Origin of the sequence: Sulfuricurvum sp. (genome assembly GCF_028712165.1) — a bacterium.
In the GTDB taxonomy this organism is placed as follows: Bacteria; Campylobacterota; Campylobacteria; order Campylobacterales; family Sulfurimonadaceae; genus Sulfuricurvum.
Window position 1 is genome coordinate 38976 of sequence record NZ_JAQTQR010000001.1, and the last position, 16904, is coordinate 55879.

Genomic DNA, 16904 nt, shown 5'->3' on the forward strand with positions numbered 1-16904 from the left:
GTAAAATTAAAATTAAAATTTCAGTTATTGCAGGGGATTATAGCATATCCCGTTCCACTAAAGAGACGAATAGTGCTGTTTTTATCACCATTGTTAAAAAATATGTTTAAATCGGATCGGATCAATGTACTTAATGTTACCGAATTGCCATCGTGTGGACGGCCTGTACCGTCAAAACAGACGGTTGTTACATTAGGTACCATGGTTATGACAGATTTAATTTCATGTTTCGGAGCCTCATCACTTGAGAGAGCAGATGGGGTGAGGGTGACACATCCTGAGGGATCGAGGGCGTTATTTCCCATCGCACGGTAGCGCGCCTCTTTGAGTTTGAGAAGGGTATACTGAGCATCCTGTCGGGTGTAATCGGGACGGCTCATATAAAACCCGATACCGCTGAGGACACCGATCAGGACAATGACAAAAATCAACTCAATGAGGGTGAAACCATTTTTCATGGGCGTTGCAAACTCCTTCGTTCCAGACGGACTTTGTTTCCGAGTTTTAGGGATGGATTTAATTTCGGATCTTGAGACGTGACTACGACCGTCATGTCGATCATGCCGTGTGATTCAGGGGTATCTATCGATACGATACGATTGCAGTTCCATGTTGACCCATTGTTGTCTTTGCCTTGAAACAGATAATATTTAGTAACATCGATATCGGCATGAAAGCGTCCATCCGGTGAATCGACGGAGATGACAGGGATACAGGTGTTGTTGATTTGACGATTATATCCACTGATATGCAGCAGTGCCGCTTCGGTCGCACTTTGTAAAAACAGCTCGGCCTGTTCTCTCGTATAGCTGTCGGCGTAATGTTTGGCTCCCAATGAAGCATAGCGCATAGTGATGGTGACAATCCCTCCTATGAAGAGGATGATGAGAAGCACTTGAGACAGGCCGAATGCGCGGCGCATTAGAAAACCACCTTTTGTTTGGATAATCGTACCGGATTGCCTCCGCGAACGGTGCGGTTGGTATCGATGGCGAGGCGGATCGTACCGTTTATCATTTGGGCACGGAAGGCATTGACGTTAGTAGCCAAAACACTGACATTTCCATCGCAAAAATTTTGATTTTTCCATGGGCGGTAGTTATAAAAGAGCAGGAGGGTATCATTATTGAACGCGGATGTTTTGGCGCATGATGAAGCATCCTCTTTTCGAGTTACGGCATAGGCAGAATCAACAAGGTTGTATTTTTCATAAATGATATCCGGAGGGGTTCCGCTCAAGGTGATGGTATTAACCGCACTGGCGGTAATATTATAGTCATGTCGAATACCTTCATCAAACGAACCTGAAAAAATCAGAACCATGTCTGATAAGGCAAATGAGCTTCCCCATTTATCTTGTTCGGTTGCGAGTACAGCCGTTAAATCGGTATTGGGAGATGAAAGGGTCGGTTTTAAAGATGCGTCCATGTCAATAAAACCACTGTAATCATGTGCCAGATAACTTTCGGAAGCTAATCCGTACCATTCAATAATTTTTTTATTAACGGTTTCGGAAAGGGGCAAATAAGGACGCGAATCTGATTCATTAAAGCCGACAACCGACATCGGAGCACGGTTATAAAGGAGGATACTGATTTGATCAAGTGCACTTTGGGAGTCGATGGAGAGCGTCGTGAGTATTTTGGCTTTTTCGCTGCGAAGGGTAATCGCCTCAAACGCTTTAAACATACCGACAGAGAGGATTCCCGTAATGGCAATCGTGATGATGATCTCAATCAGGGTAAAAGCGCGCCGCATTACCAGTTCCTCGAATTGATCTGAATATTTCCGATATTAAATGAATGGTATTGCAGTGAGGCGATACACCCTTTGTGCTGGCTATCGCTGCCGTATCCGACCCTAACGAGGATGTATTTGGTATTTGAGGTTTGATTTGCCGCTTTGGGATTGGTGCTTAGGACAGCGGTTCCGGTTGCTGCGGGATCATCAACATAGAGTACGGTTGTTCCGATTGCAAAGAGCCCTTTTTTAAGCGTCGAGGAACAATTTTTATCGGCAGTGAGATTGGTGTCGTGATAGTCGTCGATATCGTTACTTTCCGCATCTTCTTTTCCTATAGGACCGGCATTGTAAGCCGTGGTTTCGATACAGTTGCGTCCTCCTACGAATCCTCCGATTCGGTAACCGGAAGTGAGATTGCAATCGTAGGCCGGATTTCCCGCATTGACGTTTAGGATTTGAGGATTTTGGGTGTTGTTGTTGTCCCACGGCAGATTGATGATAAGCCCCATCTGCGCCATTGCATCGTACATCGCCTCTTCTTTGATCGTTGTTTGGGTGCTTTGGTTCATCGACATGATTAATCTGGGAATAACGGTAAATACGATCCCGATGATCACCATCGACAATATCAGTTCAATCAGTGTGAGACCTTTTCTCATCGAAAGAGTTTTACCCCTTTATTGGTGATATTTTTAGCAGGGGTCATTTCAAAGTCACTTCCGTTAAAGGTACCGCTGTTTACTCCGGTAACTCCTGCATTGGCATTTGTATAGTCGTATTTGAAACATGGGTGTTGGGTACATGTTCCCGAATAGAGATAACCGTATGTCGAAGAATACCACAGCCATTTGCTAATGTCCAAATGGACGGTTTGATCGGCGGTTGAGGTGACTTTTATGATTTGTATCCCCTCTTGGGGTGCTGTGGTGACATCGATATTGCTATTAGAGGTTCCTGCACTAAAGCCTCCTTGGATCACATTCCCCTGATTGGCGGCGTCATGATTTAGGTTTCGGTACCAATGGAGAATATTTTGAGGCATACCGCTGACAAAACCGCCGGAGGTGGTACTGTAGACTTCAAATTCTATTGGCACATCAACAGGTGAAATATTGGTAGCAATATCGTATGCACGGACACGGCCGTAGACAAAGTGAGCGCTTCCCAACGGTGTGCCAGTTCCAGCGGTATCGGGATCGGTAGCGGTTGCCGAAGTAACAGTAAAATAAAACGGGTTTAGAGGTTTTGTCTCGTTTCGATCAAAATTTAGCTCTATATTGGGGGTTACGGTACCATTATTAAATAATCCGTTATTGAAGGTTAGTATCCACGGATCACCTTTGAGTACATTGGAATTTACGCCGCTTAACGCTTCAGAATAGAGAATTTTGCTGAGAGGGTCAGGAATAACAGAGTGTAGAAGTGTCACTGTCGTATCTTTGGAATAACACCCTTCCGTATAGTTTTGGGTGGTGATATTTTCATCATTTTTGGCGGTGATGATGAGGCCGAGCTGTGCCGACATATTGAGATCATTTGAGAGGTAGGTAAATCCGCCTCCGAAATTTGAGAGGGTTGCATTGACGTCAAAATGATCCGGTGTAATGTTCAACGAGAGATTGTTTTCAATGTTGCACCCGAGCAGCCCTTGAGCGTTCATTGTAGTCGTATTGCTATCAACGATACAATCATTGCTCCGGTCTATAGTAGTCCATGTTGTGTCTTTTGTATTGAGGTAAATTATCCCCACATCGGTTGCTTTTGCCGTTGATGAATTATTGTCATTTTGAAAGAGAAGCGAAAACGGCTCAGTCGGACTTATACTTGATTTTAAAAATCCGCTTGATACAGGACAATTTGGATTTGGTACTTGAAGTTCCGTCGTCACATTTGCTGTGCCGTTGTATCCGGTTCCGCTATTGAGTGCAGAGATTTGTAACGTAAAATCAGCAGCTTTAGTCGATCCTGTCGGCGAGGTAATACCAAATGAAGGAGGACGAATAGCAAAACTATCGCTTGAACAATATAATTCACTGGAATTGGTCTCAATCATGAGTTTGATATTGGAGTAAGCTTTGGCGATGTTTAGATTAGGAATAGTAATGACTCTGTTGGTTTCGTTGATATCATATGCACCGTTGGATAGGAGGGTGAATAATTTTGGGGTAGTAGCGTTGCATGAGGCAGCCAAGGCGTCGATTGCATAAATATTCTTGATTTTTCGTGAGGGAATAGTACCGCTATCGGCACAGGCAACGGTTACATTCACGTCAAATGGTTGATTTGCAATACGGGTTTGAAGCCGATAAGAAGGAGTTAGAGTCGTATCATAGCTGTGGTAGGGTTCATATTTGAATGAAGTACACTCTGTAACCAGTGTCCCTTGCTCAACACGGATATTATCAATCCAGCTACCGTATCCGTCATCGGATGATGAAGGCTCTTCAAAAGAAATTTTATCTATTCCGGCAGTTCCGGTGACCTGTATTTGCGCGGTTTGCCATCCGGCAGTATTTCCTTCGACTTGCGTCACAGCAACGTCGTTCCATTTGGCGATTATGACATCGCTGTGGGAAGTGTCCCGTTTTCGATAATCAAACGAAATGATGTAGTTTGTCCCTGCAACTGTATCGAGTGTTTGCCATATTTTATCGACTTGACCGCCATTACCATCGATTTCAGTAAAGATGGTGCCATCGCTGGCTGCCGGGGCAGTAGTGTTTTCCCATGTTTCTAAATAGTAAGCGACATTCCATCCGCAAAGGCCGTCCCGCAAATGAACGGTTCCACCGGCAACGCCGTCCCAGGTTTGTACAATATTCGAATTACACTGAATTTCAAAACTCGGATTGGCGATGAGGTTGCCTCCGGTCGGAAGACAGCAACATGGAAGTGTTCGTGCGGTTCCGTCATAATTATTTTTACTATTTTCGTTGGTATAGATATTTAAAATCTCTGAATCAGACAAGGTGGCATCAAAAACTTTGAATTCATCAACACCGCCTTCGAGATAGGCATCAGCACTCCAGTTACTTTTTCCGATGTAATTTTTGGTCCGTGCGACGTTTGCAGGTATCTTCATTGTCGTAGATTGAGCTATCATAACTCCGTCTTTGTAGAGTTTACATCCTCCGCTACCGTTGCAGGTAGCTCCCCAAAAATGCCAATTGGTATCTGAAATCGCATTGGAAGCTACCAAATAATTGTCAGCACCGGGGTCATGAATACCTAACACTAGATTATTCGTCGTCCCTTGTCTCCCTAAAAAGATATTGTTGAGATTGGTTCCATTTCCAAAATCGAAGATTCGTTCCCATGATCCTGCACTAGAAAATTTAGCCCACGTCGTTACCGTAAAACCGTCATTGAAATTGGGTTGATTTTGAGAGAGGGTCGGAAGTTGGATGTATTGTTTATTGGTTCGGGTAAAAAGAGCTCCATTATTGATAATTTGTGCAGAAACCTGCGGAATAATGGTTCCATTGTCACTTTTGGGAGTTGCATTATAGTAACTATTGCTACTATCGATTACTTCTCCATTGGTTCCGTTCCAAGCACATTCATCCATTCGGTATTCGGCAGCTGTTTGAATCGGAGAATAGCATGCGTTGATCGGACAGGAAGAGAGAGGAGAGTTGTCATAGCCGCTAGGCGCTATTCCGTTCCAAGAGTTACCGTTGAAGGTATGTGCCGTATTGTTGCGGTACGCGAACGGAGAAGTTCGGAAGCAGTTATTGGTTACTATGGCATTGTGTGACGGGTCAGAATCGATATTGACGGCGTTATTGGTATTGTTGGTGAATTTCGAATTTTTGATGGTAACATTGAGAGCATTCCAATCTGTTTTGATGCCGTACGTTGCAGCCGTGATACAGACATGATCGATAGTAGCTGACGATGCAACAGGAATATAGATACCTGTCCCTCCCGCAGAGATAACAGTGTCTTTGATCGAAAGAATGTGCGCACTTCCCCAGCTTAGATTGATGCCGTTATTATTTGTCGTCGCAATGAACCCCTGTCTGATTGTAGAATCCTGACCAAAAACGGCGTTTACACCGTAGGTTTTGGCAGTGATATTAAAGTTTTGCAGCAGGGTTATCCCAGAGGATGCATTAATACCTATTCCGTTTGTGGAGGTTATATTGATATCGCTCATATTCAAAGTTCCTGAATGTGCGATATCGATACCGTTATCGTAGGATTGTATGGATATATTTGAAAAAATATGATTGCCTGATGCGTTGTAAGCTAACGTAATTCCTTTACCTGAAGAGGAAGAGATAGCAAGATTGGAAAAAGTGTTGTTTAAAGAATTTTGACCGAGATAAATACTATCTGTTTGTGCAGAAACAGAAAGGTTTTGAAAGGTGTGCGAACCGCTTCCTTGCCAATTATCCGTAATTCCGTAATTCGAAGTTCCTGTTGATGCAATAGAAAGATTTTTTATAGTTGCATCGGATGCTTTTATCGTGAGTCCCGCGGATGAAGCAGTATTGATCATAACATCGTCACGGTTACCGCTGTAGCCTTGCAGGGTAAGATTGTTTTGGGTAATGGCTAGATTGTTTTCTGTATACGTTCCTTTACAAATTTGGACAGTGTCTCCTGCCGTAGCTTTCGCAAGTGCGGCTGAGATGGTTGTAAACGATGCAGTGGGACATTCGACTTTATCATCATCGACAAGTAAATTATAGACTTGAAACTGTGCGGTTGTTCCGGCTCCGTCATCATCAAGACCATCGGATGCAGCAGAAACGTTCACAGTATAGAGTGACGCTACCGCAGGAGCCGAAAACTTGAGCGATAGCATACTGGTGGTATTAGTGGCTAACGCTCCGGTTGTCAGATTACAGTCAAGTGCAGTGGTGTTTTGTGTACAGCTCCAATTTACTGCTCCGTTGGTAAGTTGTTGAAACGTCATTCCGCTCGGAAGCGAAAGTGAAAGAACCGTATTTGGAGCAGAATCTGGTCCCTTATTGGAGACGTTTACATCCATTGTAAGCGATTCTGATTCCATGACGATTGAGGGCTGTATGGAGGCACTGACGCTGAGATTGGCATCGTTCACCACTCGGCTAAGGTCAAAAGATCGGCTGAATACAGCGATCGAGGCAGGTGCTAACGGATGGTCGCGTGTCGATAGCCCATAATCAGGACTTCCGGACCAGGCCCATTTGTTCCCTGAAATTTTACCGGATCCTTTTGCCCGTTTACTGTCTATCACAAGACCAATATTACGGCTGGTTTCGGCACATTTTCGAAACCAGCCGCCATATGAAGCGTTATTGATCGCTTTGGAAGCAATAAAGAGATAATTGCTTGTCGGAAAGGCGTTGTTGATAGAGATAGTTCGGCAGGTTTGATCGTATCCTCCAAAGACATTTCCGGTCAGAAAGGTTTGGTAATAGACGGGATTTGTACCAGTATCGGTTGCGGTAAAACTGCCAAATTTGTTACTCTCAATGACGAAGTAGCCCACTTTTTCGCTTTGGGTGATTGATATTCCGGTTTCAATAAAGTGGCTTTTATCTAAAGCAATTTGTGCTGAAGAAGAGGTAATGTTGTTAATGGTTTCGGTAACCCATGGAATAGAGATGGCATTATTGGTTGTTCCTCTGCCTGTGGGGGTATTTCCTGAGGGCAATTCATTATTCATTGTCTGTAATTGGGTGATGACCGAAGGGGGTTGGCTGTAGGCATGACTGAACGTGAGGGTTGTCCAGCTGTTGGAAATTCGATCGTCATTTACCACATTGGAAATTGTTTTAATACCGGCCTCAACTTTGGTTCCATCGGGCAGCCGATATACCCCTACGGGGATTGCAACGTAATAGGCCGGGACATTGACATGGGGGCCGTCTTCATAAATACTTTCCATAACTTTCGCGCAGAATCCGGTCGTCGTTACATTGGTCAGTTTGATAATGGCATTATTATTCCCGCTGTTATCCATCATCATATATACGACAGGAGGCTGGGAATAGGTTTGGCGGAAGTTTTGGCAGGTCGCCGCATTTTCGGAATTATCGATGGAGACCGCACCGCTCTCTAAACTGAGAGTTGCGGCATGGAGGAGATTAAAAGCAAACAAAAGTGTAAAAATAATAATTTTTAGATACATTTGCTCCCCTTTCTCCAACCTGATATTATTATAATACAAATTGACTCAATTATACGGATAAAAGCCCTTTTCGCTATAATCACGCCACTCATTTGCACTCAGCAAGGGCAATGAGAAGAGATTATTATAGGAGTTTCGTATGAAACACGCATCCGCGGGCAAATATCGCCCTTATCCACAAGTTGATTTGCCAAATCGTATTTGGCCATCTCGTACCATCACGCACGCCCCTATCTGGTGCAGTGTCGATCTTCGCGACGGAAACCAGGCGTTGATCACCCCGATGAATTTGGATCAAAAACTTTCTCTTTTCAAACTCTTGCTGAAACTCGGATTTAAAAATATTGAAGTGGGATTTCCTTCCGCCTCGAAGGTCGAATTTGATTTCTTGCGCACCTTGGTCGAGCAAAAATTGATTCCCGATGACGTTACGGTTCAGGTCCTCGTTCAAGCGCGCGAACACTTGATCGACAAAACGTTCGAGGCCCTTGCGGGGGTCAAAAAAGCGATCGTCCATTTGTACAACTCGACGTCGGTGGCGCAGCGTAAGATCGTCTTTGGAAAAGAACAGGATGAGATTATCGCATTGGCATTAGAGGGTGTCGATATGGTCAAAGCCCGTGTGGCCAAGCACGACGGCGAGATCATGCTCGAATATTCTCCCGAGAGTTTTACAGGTACGGAGCTTGAATTTGCCGCCCGTATCTGTAACGCCGTGACCGATCGATGGGGAATCAGCGCTGAGCGCAAAGTCGTGATCAATCTCCCCGCAACGGTCGAGATGGCGACACCGAACGTCTATGCCGATCAGATCGAGTGGATGAGCCGTCATTTGACGAATCGCGAGCACGTATTGATCTCGACCCATACCCATAATGACCGCGGAACCTCGGTTGCCGCGACGGAACTTGCCTTGTTGGCGGGTGCCGATCGTGTCGAGGGGACGTTGCTCTCTAACGGCGAACGCACCGGAAACGTCGATATCATCACGTTGGCGCTTAATATGTACACCCAAGGGGTTGATCCGGAATTGGATTTCAGCGATTTGGAGACGGTTGTTCGGGTTGTCGAAGAGTGTACCGATATGAAAACCCATGAGCGTCATCCGTACGTCGGCGAGTTGGTGTACACGGCGTTTTCAGGGTCACACCAAGACGCGATCAACAAAGGGTTGGCGTATCAACGAGCCAAAGAGGACGCATTCTGGGAAGTACCGTATTTGCCGATCGATCCGTCGGATGTGGGGCGTAACTACGAGGGGATTATCCGAATCAATTCCCAATCGGGCAAGGGGGGCGTAGCCTATGTCCTCGAAGATAAATTCGAGTACTCGCTTCCGAAAAAAATGCATCCGGAAATCGGGCGCATCGTTCAACAGGTGACTGACGAAGCGGGGCGCGAACTCTCCAGCGAAGAGATTTTGGCCATTTTTGAAAAGACCTATTTCGGCGAACCGCATGACATCGAGTTTGTTGACTACTCTGTAATTTCGGAGAGTGCAAAAGACAAACTCGTCAAATGTGTCCTCGAATACACCCATAACGGGAAAACGATCCGAAGCGAGGGGCAGGGGAACGGTCCTATCGATGCGTGCAAAAATGCATTGATGCAGGAATATTCGCATAATTTCAAAGTCCTCTCGTACTCTGAGCATTCACGCGGAGAGCTTTCCAGCGCCGAAGCAGTCGCCTATATCGAGATTCAAACAGACAGTCTGGAGAAATTTTTCGGTGTCGGGTGCGATAACGATATTACGGTCGCTTCGATCAAAGCGATGTTTAGCGCATTGAATCGGGCGTTTTCGTAATTCTTCTTGTCATTCCGTGCTTGACACGGAATCTATTTATTTTTATCTTCGTCATCCCCGATCAGGTCGGGAATCCATTATTTATTCTTATTTGTCTTAATTATGCAATTTTGTCATGCCATACTCATAATGAGCACAAGCTTCAATCCCTTTTCCCTCTTTATTAAAATCCTTATTGTAGCCATCTTTTAAATAGGTCAAAATATTTGTAAGACGTTTAATTGTTTTATCTAGTTTAAAATCAACTTTGATCATGGGATTTGGATAAATTGGAGCATTACCTTTCGAAGGTTCAGGTTTAAAGAAATTTTTTCGAGCTGCCCTAAGATGTGTATGCAATGTGTTGATATGTAAATATACAAAATGAACATTAGTAAGGATGTCATTGTGAGTAATTGATACAATATCTTGACTTTTCAATTCAGTCAATAATTTATAAATATCTTCAACACTATCAAGAATTCTATCGAAGTCAAGGTAGGTAATTTTTTCTTTAGATTTTTCATTCTCTAGTGACATTAATCTTGATTTTATTAAACATAGTTGAAAAAATGTATTTCTAATTTGATTTGAAATTTCTCGATTTTTTATATTAACGGTAGTCTCAATATTCAAAACAACAGAATAAGAAGCAAGAAGTGCGGATATAAGTATGCCTAATGCACCGATTAAAGATAGATTTTCTTGCCAAGTTTGATATATTAAATAGGAAATTACTATTATCAAAACTAAGGCAAAACTTCTCAGTATTTTAATAATTCTACTTGTTGGAATTTTTGCAAATAATATTTTTTGAATTTTATTCATTTGATTGAAATTCACGCCGCTTCGTTTGAATTATCTCGAAAATCCCCAATATTTTTGTTTTCATAGAGATCGGCAATAGGAAAACATAAATCGTAATCGTTCCATTCCAAATCACCATCGGTGATCGAAAAGTTTTTAAATAATGCCAAATCAGAATATTTGGCAATGTGCGGGTTATGGGAGGTACGGATAAAGTTTTCAAAATTGATCGTTTGTGTCGTTTGATCGTTAAAATGCAAACGAATTTTGTATCCGTCTATATACTCAGCGTTTTCGATGATTATGATTTGACCTTCGGTAATCATTTTACTTTTCCTTCTATTTTGATGCAGTTAACTTGTTTGTGCAAGACAAAATAATCAATCCATTTTTGGACAATTTCACTCTGAAACGTTTCAACCAATTTTTGGAACTCTCTAAGTTCATTTGATGGTAAAGGTCTTTTTCCTTTGACCTCTTTGATAATAATTTTAGAAATTTTACCATCGATAATAATGAACTCGGCTTTGGACTCGCACCCTTGGTATTTGCCGTGAACGTGCACTGGTTCGTGCTCGTTGCTGTAAAAAAGTATAGAAATCCCTAAATATTCAAAAATTTTGGGCACATATACTCCTTTTACTTGATGCTATAAGTATATCAAAATGCAATATAATATCACCTACAGATAGCACATCGTTACAATAACCGATAAAAAGGAAGTTGACGATGCCTGAAATTAGCTCAAAACGATCAAAGACCGGAAAAAATTGAACCCTTGAAATAAGGAGTAGTAAAATGAAATACACCGTTGTCGATGCACATTATTTACATGATTACAAAATCGATATGACTTTCGAAGACGGTAAACATGGTGTTGTTGATCTTTTAGAATATACCAAGCGCGGTGGAGTGTTTGCCAATTTCGGGCACATTGATTATTTTAAAATTTTTACTATCGATTACGGGACATTAGTTTGGGACGGTGAAGTAGATATCGCACCTGAACGACTCTACGAAAAAGCCGTCTAACGCTCACTCTTCTAATAATATCAGCTACAAATTAAAAGGAAAAATTATGGAAAACGAAGAAGTCGAATATGCAGGATTTTGGATTAGGTCGGGTGCTACTTTGATAGATACTATTTTGTTTTTGATGATTGCATGGCCTTTATTATTCATGATCTACGGTAGCGATTATTTGGAAATGAGTTCTAATAGCTTAGCAATAGGTCCTGCGGATGCAGTTATAAATTATATTTTCCCTCTTGTTGCTGCTGTCATCTTATGGGTAAACAAAGCCGGAACGCCTGGAAAATTAGTCCTTGGATTACGAGTAGTCGATGCTCAATCCGGTGAGCATCTAAGTTTTGGACAAGCAATCGGGAGATATTTTGCTTACATTCCTGCCATGATTCCACTGATGATGGGTCTTTTTTGGGTAGGTTGGGATAGCAAAAAACAAGGTTGGCATGATAAATTAGCGGGTACGGTGGTGATTAGACAAAAAAACCGTACCGAAAAAGTTCAGTTTTCAAAATAACATTATTTTCGCTTCGATCAATACAATCTACAATACGTTAAATCGGGCGTTTTTGTAACCATTTTCTTTATTCCCGCTTAGCCGGGAACGCTTCTAATTCCTCTTTAACGCCATCTTCGTTATAATCGCGCAATTTTTACCAGTATTGTGAGTAAACCATGATGGATGTCCGCGAAGCCTTTTTGGCCTTTTTTGAATCAAAACAACACGAACGTGCCGCGAGTTCCCCACTCGTTCCCGATGATGCAACCTTGCTTTTCACCAATGCGGGAATGGTACCGTTCAAGTCGATCTTTACAGGGGATATACCGATTCCCTCTAATCCTCGTGCGACCAGTGCGCAAACGTGTATCCGTGCCGGCGGCAAGCATAATGACTTAGAGAACGTCGGTCATACGGCGCGCCACCATACCTTTTTCGAAATGCTCGGAAACTTCAGTTTCGGCGATTACTTCAAAGAGGAAGCGATTGCCTATGCATGGGAGTTTGTCACCGAAGTGATGAAATTGCCGAAAGAGAAACTCTGGGTTACTGTCCATGAGAGCGATGACGAGGCCGAAGAAATTTGGAAAAAACACATTGCGGCGGATCGCATCATGCGTCTTGGGGATAAAGACAACTTCTGGCAGATGGGAGATACTGGGCCGTGCGGACCGTGTTCGGAAATCTTCATCGATCAGGGTGCGGAACACTTCAACGGACCGGAAGATTACATGGGGGGAGACGGTGACCGTTTCCTCGAAATCTGGAACCTCGTATTTATGCAGTATGAGCGCAATACCAAAGGCGAGTTGAACCCGTTGCCGAAACCATCGATCGATACCGGTATGGGATTGGAACGGGCTACTGCGGTACTCGAAGGGGTAACCAGCAACTACGACAGTTCGCTGTTTATGCCGATTATCCGTAAAGTAGAATCTCTCATCAAAAAACCGTATGAATATGCAAGCGGTGCTTCATATCGCGTTATCGCCGATCATATCCGTACCGTTACATTCCTCCTTGCACAGGGGACAAACTTCTCGAACGAAGGGCGCGGATACGTGCTTCGCCGTATTTTGCGCCGTGCGGTTCGTCACGGGTATTTGCTCGGATTTACCAAACCGTTTATGTTTGAAGTTGCCGACACCGTTGCCGAGTTGATGGGGAAACAATACCCTTACATTGTTGAAAAACTTGCCGTCCTAAAAGAGCAAATCATGCTCGAAGAAGAACGTTTCTTTAAAACGATCGCATCGGGAATCGAACTCTTTAACGAAGAGCTCAAAAATACCAAAGAGATTTTCAGCGGAGAAGTGGCATTTAAACTCTACGATACGTTTGGATTCCCTCTCGATTTGACCGAAGATATGTTAAAAGAGAAAAATCTTTCCCTCGATGTGGAGACGTTTGAAACGCTTATGTCTGAACAGCGCAAGCGTGCAAAAGCGGCGTGGAAAGGTTCAGGGGATGCTCACGTAGAGGGGGATTTTAAAACCCTTCTCGAAACATTCGGTGTGAACTCGTTTATCGGATACGCCTATACAAAAGCACCGGTTAAAATTCAAGCCCTTTTGGGTGAGAATTTCGAGCGTGTTGATCAGCTGCATGCACACCAAAGCGGTTGGGTGCTTCTCGAAGAGACTCCGTTTTATGCTGAAAGCGGCGGACAATGCGGTGACAGCGGAACCCTCGGCGATAAAGCGGTCGTTACCGATACGAAAAAATTCCACGGCTTAAATCTTTCACACGTCGAGACCAAAGAAACCATCAGTGTCGGTGATACGGTCGAAGCGATCGTCGATCCTTCACGTAACGAAATTGCAAAACATCACTCGGCTACGCACTTATTGCATGCTGCATTGTATGAGATTTTGGGTGAGCATATTTCACAAGCGGGTTCATTGGTCGAACACAATCGTCTCCGCTTTGACTTCTCCCATCCTAAAGCGATGTCTCACGAAGAGATCGCTTTGGTCGAAGAGCGGGTCAATTATCATATCTTCCATGCGCTGGAAGGGATGACTCGTGAGATGAGCATCGATGAAGCGAAAAAAAGCGGTGCGAAAGCGCAGTTCGGTGAAAAATACGGCGATACCGTACGTGTTGTTAATTTCGGAACGGCTTCGGTTGAGTTCTGCGGCGGTATCCATGTTGATAACACGGCAACTATCGGAACATTTGTAATCGTAAAAGAGAGCGGTGTGAGTGCCGGAGTACGCCGTATCGAAGCGGTATGCGGTAATGCGGCGTACAACCTCTTTAAATCGCAGCGCCATCTTCTCGAAGAGGTCGAAGCATCGGTTAAAAACCGCGATGTATTGGCAGGGATCGAGCGTCTTAAAGAGCAGGTGAAAACCCTCAAACATGAGATGTCAACATTGGCTTCTTCTACCAAAGAAGAACTCACAGTGACGATGATGGGCAATACCGCAGTTGTTGTTGCCGAACTCACAGCGGGAGATATCAAAGAACGTATCGATGAGCTCAAAAATCAGCACGATTCGGTTGCGGTAATCCTTTTCCAAGTCAAAGACGATAAAGTTCTTTTGGCAGCCGGTGCGAAAAATACGGCGCTCAAAGCGGGAGATTGGATCAAAGCTATCGCCCCTATCCTCGGAGGCGGGGGCGGCGGACGTCCTGATTTCGCTCAGGCGGGCGGAAAAGATATCACAAAAATCGGCGATGCCAAAGAAGCGGCACTCGAGTATGTTACGAAGGAACTTTCCAAATGAAAGAATTTTTAATCGAAACGTTTGCGCACCACCGCGATCTAATTATTTTTCTCCATATCATCAGTGCCGTAATCTGGGTCGGCGGAATGATCGCAGTCCGTTTTGCGGTACATCAGTCGTTGGCGCTTATCCCTGATCCGAAACTCCGGTTGGAGCGCTCAGCGCATGTTTTGAAGCGTCTTTTTACGATTGTATGGCCGTTTGTGATTGTTTTGATCGTTACGGCTGTTTTGATGGCGGTTGGATTTCAATTTCGTGCAGCGGCGATGGATGCTTCCGGAAATGTAATCAATGAATACATGATGAGCGTATACAATACGGTTCATATCAAAGAGGCGATTTGGGTCATAATGTCCATCAATCTTGGTGCCATGATGTTTCGCCGACGCAAAGCTGAAAAAGCGTTACGTGAAGGCGATCTGGAAGAGGCTAAAAATATGCTTGGACTGATTGCCAAATACATGGTTCCGGTCAATATCGCTCTGGGTGTAATCGCTATTTTCATCGGTGTCGTCCTAAGAAACGTCCACTAAATACATGTTGCGTCTCGCTTCTGCTTCCATCACCCGCGCTGAGCTTCTAAACGCTGCGGGTATCTCCTATCTGCAAGAGTCGGTCGATTTCGATGAGGACTCTATTATAGCCCCGACTCCAAAGAATTTTGTGTATCAGGCAACACTCGGAAAATACAAAGTCAATCTGGAAAAGTTCGGGTGCAGTGATTATCCCCTCCTTGTCGCCGATACGGTGGTTACGGCTCACGGAAAGATTTTGCGTAAGGCAAAAGATGAAGACGATGCCCGTCAAATCCTGCAGATGCAAAGCGGTTCGGACGTCGCTATTATTACCTGTATGATCTATAAAACTCCCCGCCTTGAACTGATCGATATCTCTTCTACCCATTATTTTTTTAATCCGTTTAATCCGGATGCGATCGAGCAGTATATACAAAGCGGGGATTGGCAGGGCAAAGCGGGTGCCTGTATGGTAGAGGGATTTTGTAAGCCCTATATTCGTGAAGTACGTGGGTTCGAGAGTACCGCGATGGGGCTTTGTGTCGAAGTGTTGAAGCCGTTTTTATGAACCCGTATGAAAATGAACTGAAAGCCCTCAAACGTTCCGGCCGTTTCCGTGAACGGACTGTTCGGGATGAGACGTTGATTGATGCGGCATCCAACGACTATCTGGGATTAGCTCATAATAAAGAGCTTCATATCAAAGCGTGTGCAACACTCTCTCAGTACAGCGATCATGCTCCCAAAGCCTCCATGCTGGTTAACGGCTATCATCCGATTCACTCTCTTTTTGAAGAGGCTTTATGTAAAGCAAACGGGTTTGAAGCAGGGATCGTCATGGGGAGCGGATTTAATGCCAATATCGGCCTCATTGAAGCTCTCGTACGCAAAGGCGACGTGCTGCTGATGGATGAGGAATATCATGCCAGCGGCGTTGCAGGGGCTCGGATGTGTGAGGGAGAAGTGATCTATTTCCCCCATAACGATTCAGAGGCATTGAAAACATTACTGCTGCAAAACAGCCCAAAGCGGATGATTGTTGCGGTTGAGGGGATTTACTCCATGGGGGGTGATCTTGTACCGCGTGAGATTATCGAACTCGCCATAGAGCATAAGGCGATTTTGATTTTGGATGAAGCGCACAGCAGCGGAGTAATCGGTGAGTCATTGATGGGGATACTCGATCATTATGGTATTGCTCCGACTCCGCTGATGATCAAAATGGGGACATTGGGCAAAGCGTACGGAAGTTTCGGTGCCTATGTTCTCTCATCCAAACACATCAGTGAGTATCTGATCAACCGTGCCAAAAACGTCATTTACGCAACCGCTCCTTCGCTTTATGATACGGCATTGGCACATCATGCGCTGGACTATATCCAAAGCCATTCTAAAGTATTACGGGAACAAATTGCGCTTCGACAAAACATTATTTTAGAAACGCTCGGAATCCGCTGTGCCGGTCTGATTGTTCCGATTGAAATCGGGGATAATCACGAAGTAATGCGGTTGCAGAAGCAGATAAAAAATGAGCTTGGAATACACGTCGGTGCGATCCGTCAGCCGACGGTGAAAAAAGCGATCCTCCGGCTCATTGCGAGGCTTGATATCGATGCAGCTCTTTTGGCTCAGGCATGTGAGCGATTAACACAGATTTGGGTAAAATAACGCG

The 16904-nt window shown here is 44.2% G+C and carries 15 protein-coding genes; 7 read left to right on the top strand and 8 right to left on the bottom strand.

The features are described from left to right. Positions 1–20 precede the first annotated feature (20 nt). From PHP90_RS00160 to PHP90_RS00180, 5 genes are read right to left on the bottom strand one after another with little or no spacing between them, the layout of a single operon-like run. Complete coding sequence (locus PHP90_RS00160; RefSeq protein ID WP_299923387.1) at positions 21–458, bottom strand: type IV pilin protein; 438 nt, start codon at positions 456–458, stop codon at positions 21–23. Continuing rightward, entirely contained in the window at positions 455–922 is a 468-nt protein-coding gene (locus PHP90_RS00165) for a hypothetical protein (RefSeq protein ID WP_299923390.1), read from the bottom strand. Before PHP90_RS00165 ends, PHP90_RS00160 begins: the two co-directional genes overlap by 4 nt. Next, positions 922–1758 carry a prepilin-type N-terminal cleavage/methylation domain-containing protein gene (locus PHP90_RS00170; protein ID WP_299923393.1) on the bottom strand — a complete coding sequence of 279 codons (837 nt, stop codon included), beginning with the start codon at positions 1756–1758 and terminating at the stop codon, positions 922–924. The genes PHP90_RS00165 and PHP90_RS00170 overlap by 1 nt, the downstream gene beginning before the upstream one ends. Beyond that, positions 1758–2402, bottom strand: coding sequence for a type II secretion system protein (locus tag PHP90_RS00175; protein ID WP_299923396.1), 645 nt, complete (start codon positions 2400–2402; stop codon positions 1758–1760). Before PHP90_RS00175 ends, PHP90_RS00170 begins: the two co-directional genes overlap by 1 nt. Then, positions 2399–7867 carry a LamG-like jellyroll fold domain-containing protein gene (locus PHP90_RS00180; RefSeq protein ID WP_299923399.1) on the bottom strand — a complete coding sequence of 1823 codons (5469 nt, stop codon included), beginning with the start codon at positions 7865–7867 and terminating at the stop codon, positions 2399–2401. Before PHP90_RS00180 ends, PHP90_RS00175 begins: the two co-directional genes overlap by 4 nt. A 139-nt stretch (positions 7868–8006) precedes the next feature. Here PHP90_RS00180 and leuA point away from each other — a divergent pair, with 139 nt between their 5' ends. Continuing rightward, positions 8007–9674: a 2-isopropylmalate synthase gene (leuA, locus tag PHP90_RS00185; RefSeq protein ID WP_299923401.1), complete on the top strand. Its 1668-nt coding sequence runs from the start codon at positions 8007–8009 to the stop codon at positions 9672–9674. A 96-nt stretch (positions 9675–9770) separates the two neighbouring features. Here leuA and PHP90_RS00190 read toward each other — a convergent pair whose 3' ends face one another. From PHP90_RS00190 to PHP90_RS00200, 3 genes are read right to left on the bottom strand one after another with little or no spacing between them, the layout of a single operon-like run. Beyond that, complete coding sequence (locus PHP90_RS00190) at positions 9771–10481, bottom strand: hypothetical protein (RefSeq protein ID WP_299923404.1); 711 nt, start codon at positions 10479–10481, stop codon at positions 9771–9773. A gap of 11 nt (positions 10482–10492) precedes the next feature. Continuing rightward, positions 10493–10786 carry a DUF2442 domain-containing protein gene (locus PHP90_RS00195; protein WP_299923407.1) on the bottom strand — a complete coding sequence of 98 codons (294 nt, stop codon included), beginning with the start codon at positions 10784–10786 and terminating at the stop codon, positions 10493–10495. Next, positions 10783–11088, bottom strand: a complete 306-nt coding sequence (locus PHP90_RS00200; protein ID WP_299923410.1) for a DUF4160 domain-containing protein — start codon at positions 11086–11088, stop codon at positions 10783–10785. The genes PHP90_RS00195 and PHP90_RS00200 overlap by 4 nt, the downstream gene beginning before the upstream one ends. A 170-nt stretch (positions 11089–11258) precedes the next feature. Between PHP90_RS00200 and PHP90_RS00205 the strand changes: the two genes are divergently transcribed. The 6 genes from PHP90_RS00205 (at position 11259) to PHP90_RS00230 (ending at position 16900) form a co-directional block, all read left to right on the top strand. Further along, positions 11259–11492, top strand: a complete 234-nt coding sequence (locus tag PHP90_RS00205) for a DUF2442 domain-containing protein (protein WP_299923412.1) — start codon at positions 11259–11261, stop codon at positions 11490–11492. 46 nt (positions 11493–11538) lie between these two features. Continuing rightward, positions 11539–12003 (top strand): RDD family protein, encoded by a 465-nt coding sequence (locus PHP90_RS00210; RefSeq protein WP_299923415.1) that lies wholly within the window; start codon positions 11539–11541, stop codon positions 12001–12003. A gap of 161 nt (positions 12004–12164) precedes the next feature. Continuing rightward, positions 12165–14717, top strand: a complete 2553-nt coding sequence (alaS, locus tag PHP90_RS00215) for an alanine--tRNA ligase (RefSeq protein ID WP_299923418.1) — start codon at positions 12165–12167, stop codon at positions 14715–14717. After that, complete coding sequence (locus tag PHP90_RS00220; RefSeq protein WP_299923421.1) at positions 14714–15250, top strand: hypothetical protein; 537 nt, start codon at positions 14714–14716, stop codon at positions 15248–15250. Before alaS ends, PHP90_RS00220 begins: the two co-directional genes overlap by 4 nt. Before the next feature lie 4 nt (positions 15251–15254). Next, complete coding sequence (maf, locus tag PHP90_RS00225; protein ID WP_299923423.1) at positions 15255–15800, top strand: septum formation inhibitor Maf; 546 nt, start codon at positions 15255–15257, stop codon at positions 15798–15800. Beyond that, on the top strand, positions 15797–16900 hold the full coding sequence (locus PHP90_RS00230; RefSeq protein ID WP_299923426.1) for a pyridoxal phosphate-dependent aminotransferase family protein: 1104 nt from the start codon (positions 15797–15799) through the stop codon (positions 16898–16900). The genes maf and PHP90_RS00230 overlap by 4 nt, the downstream gene beginning before the upstream one ends. The last annotated feature ends 4 nt before the right edge of the window (positions 16901–16904 follow it).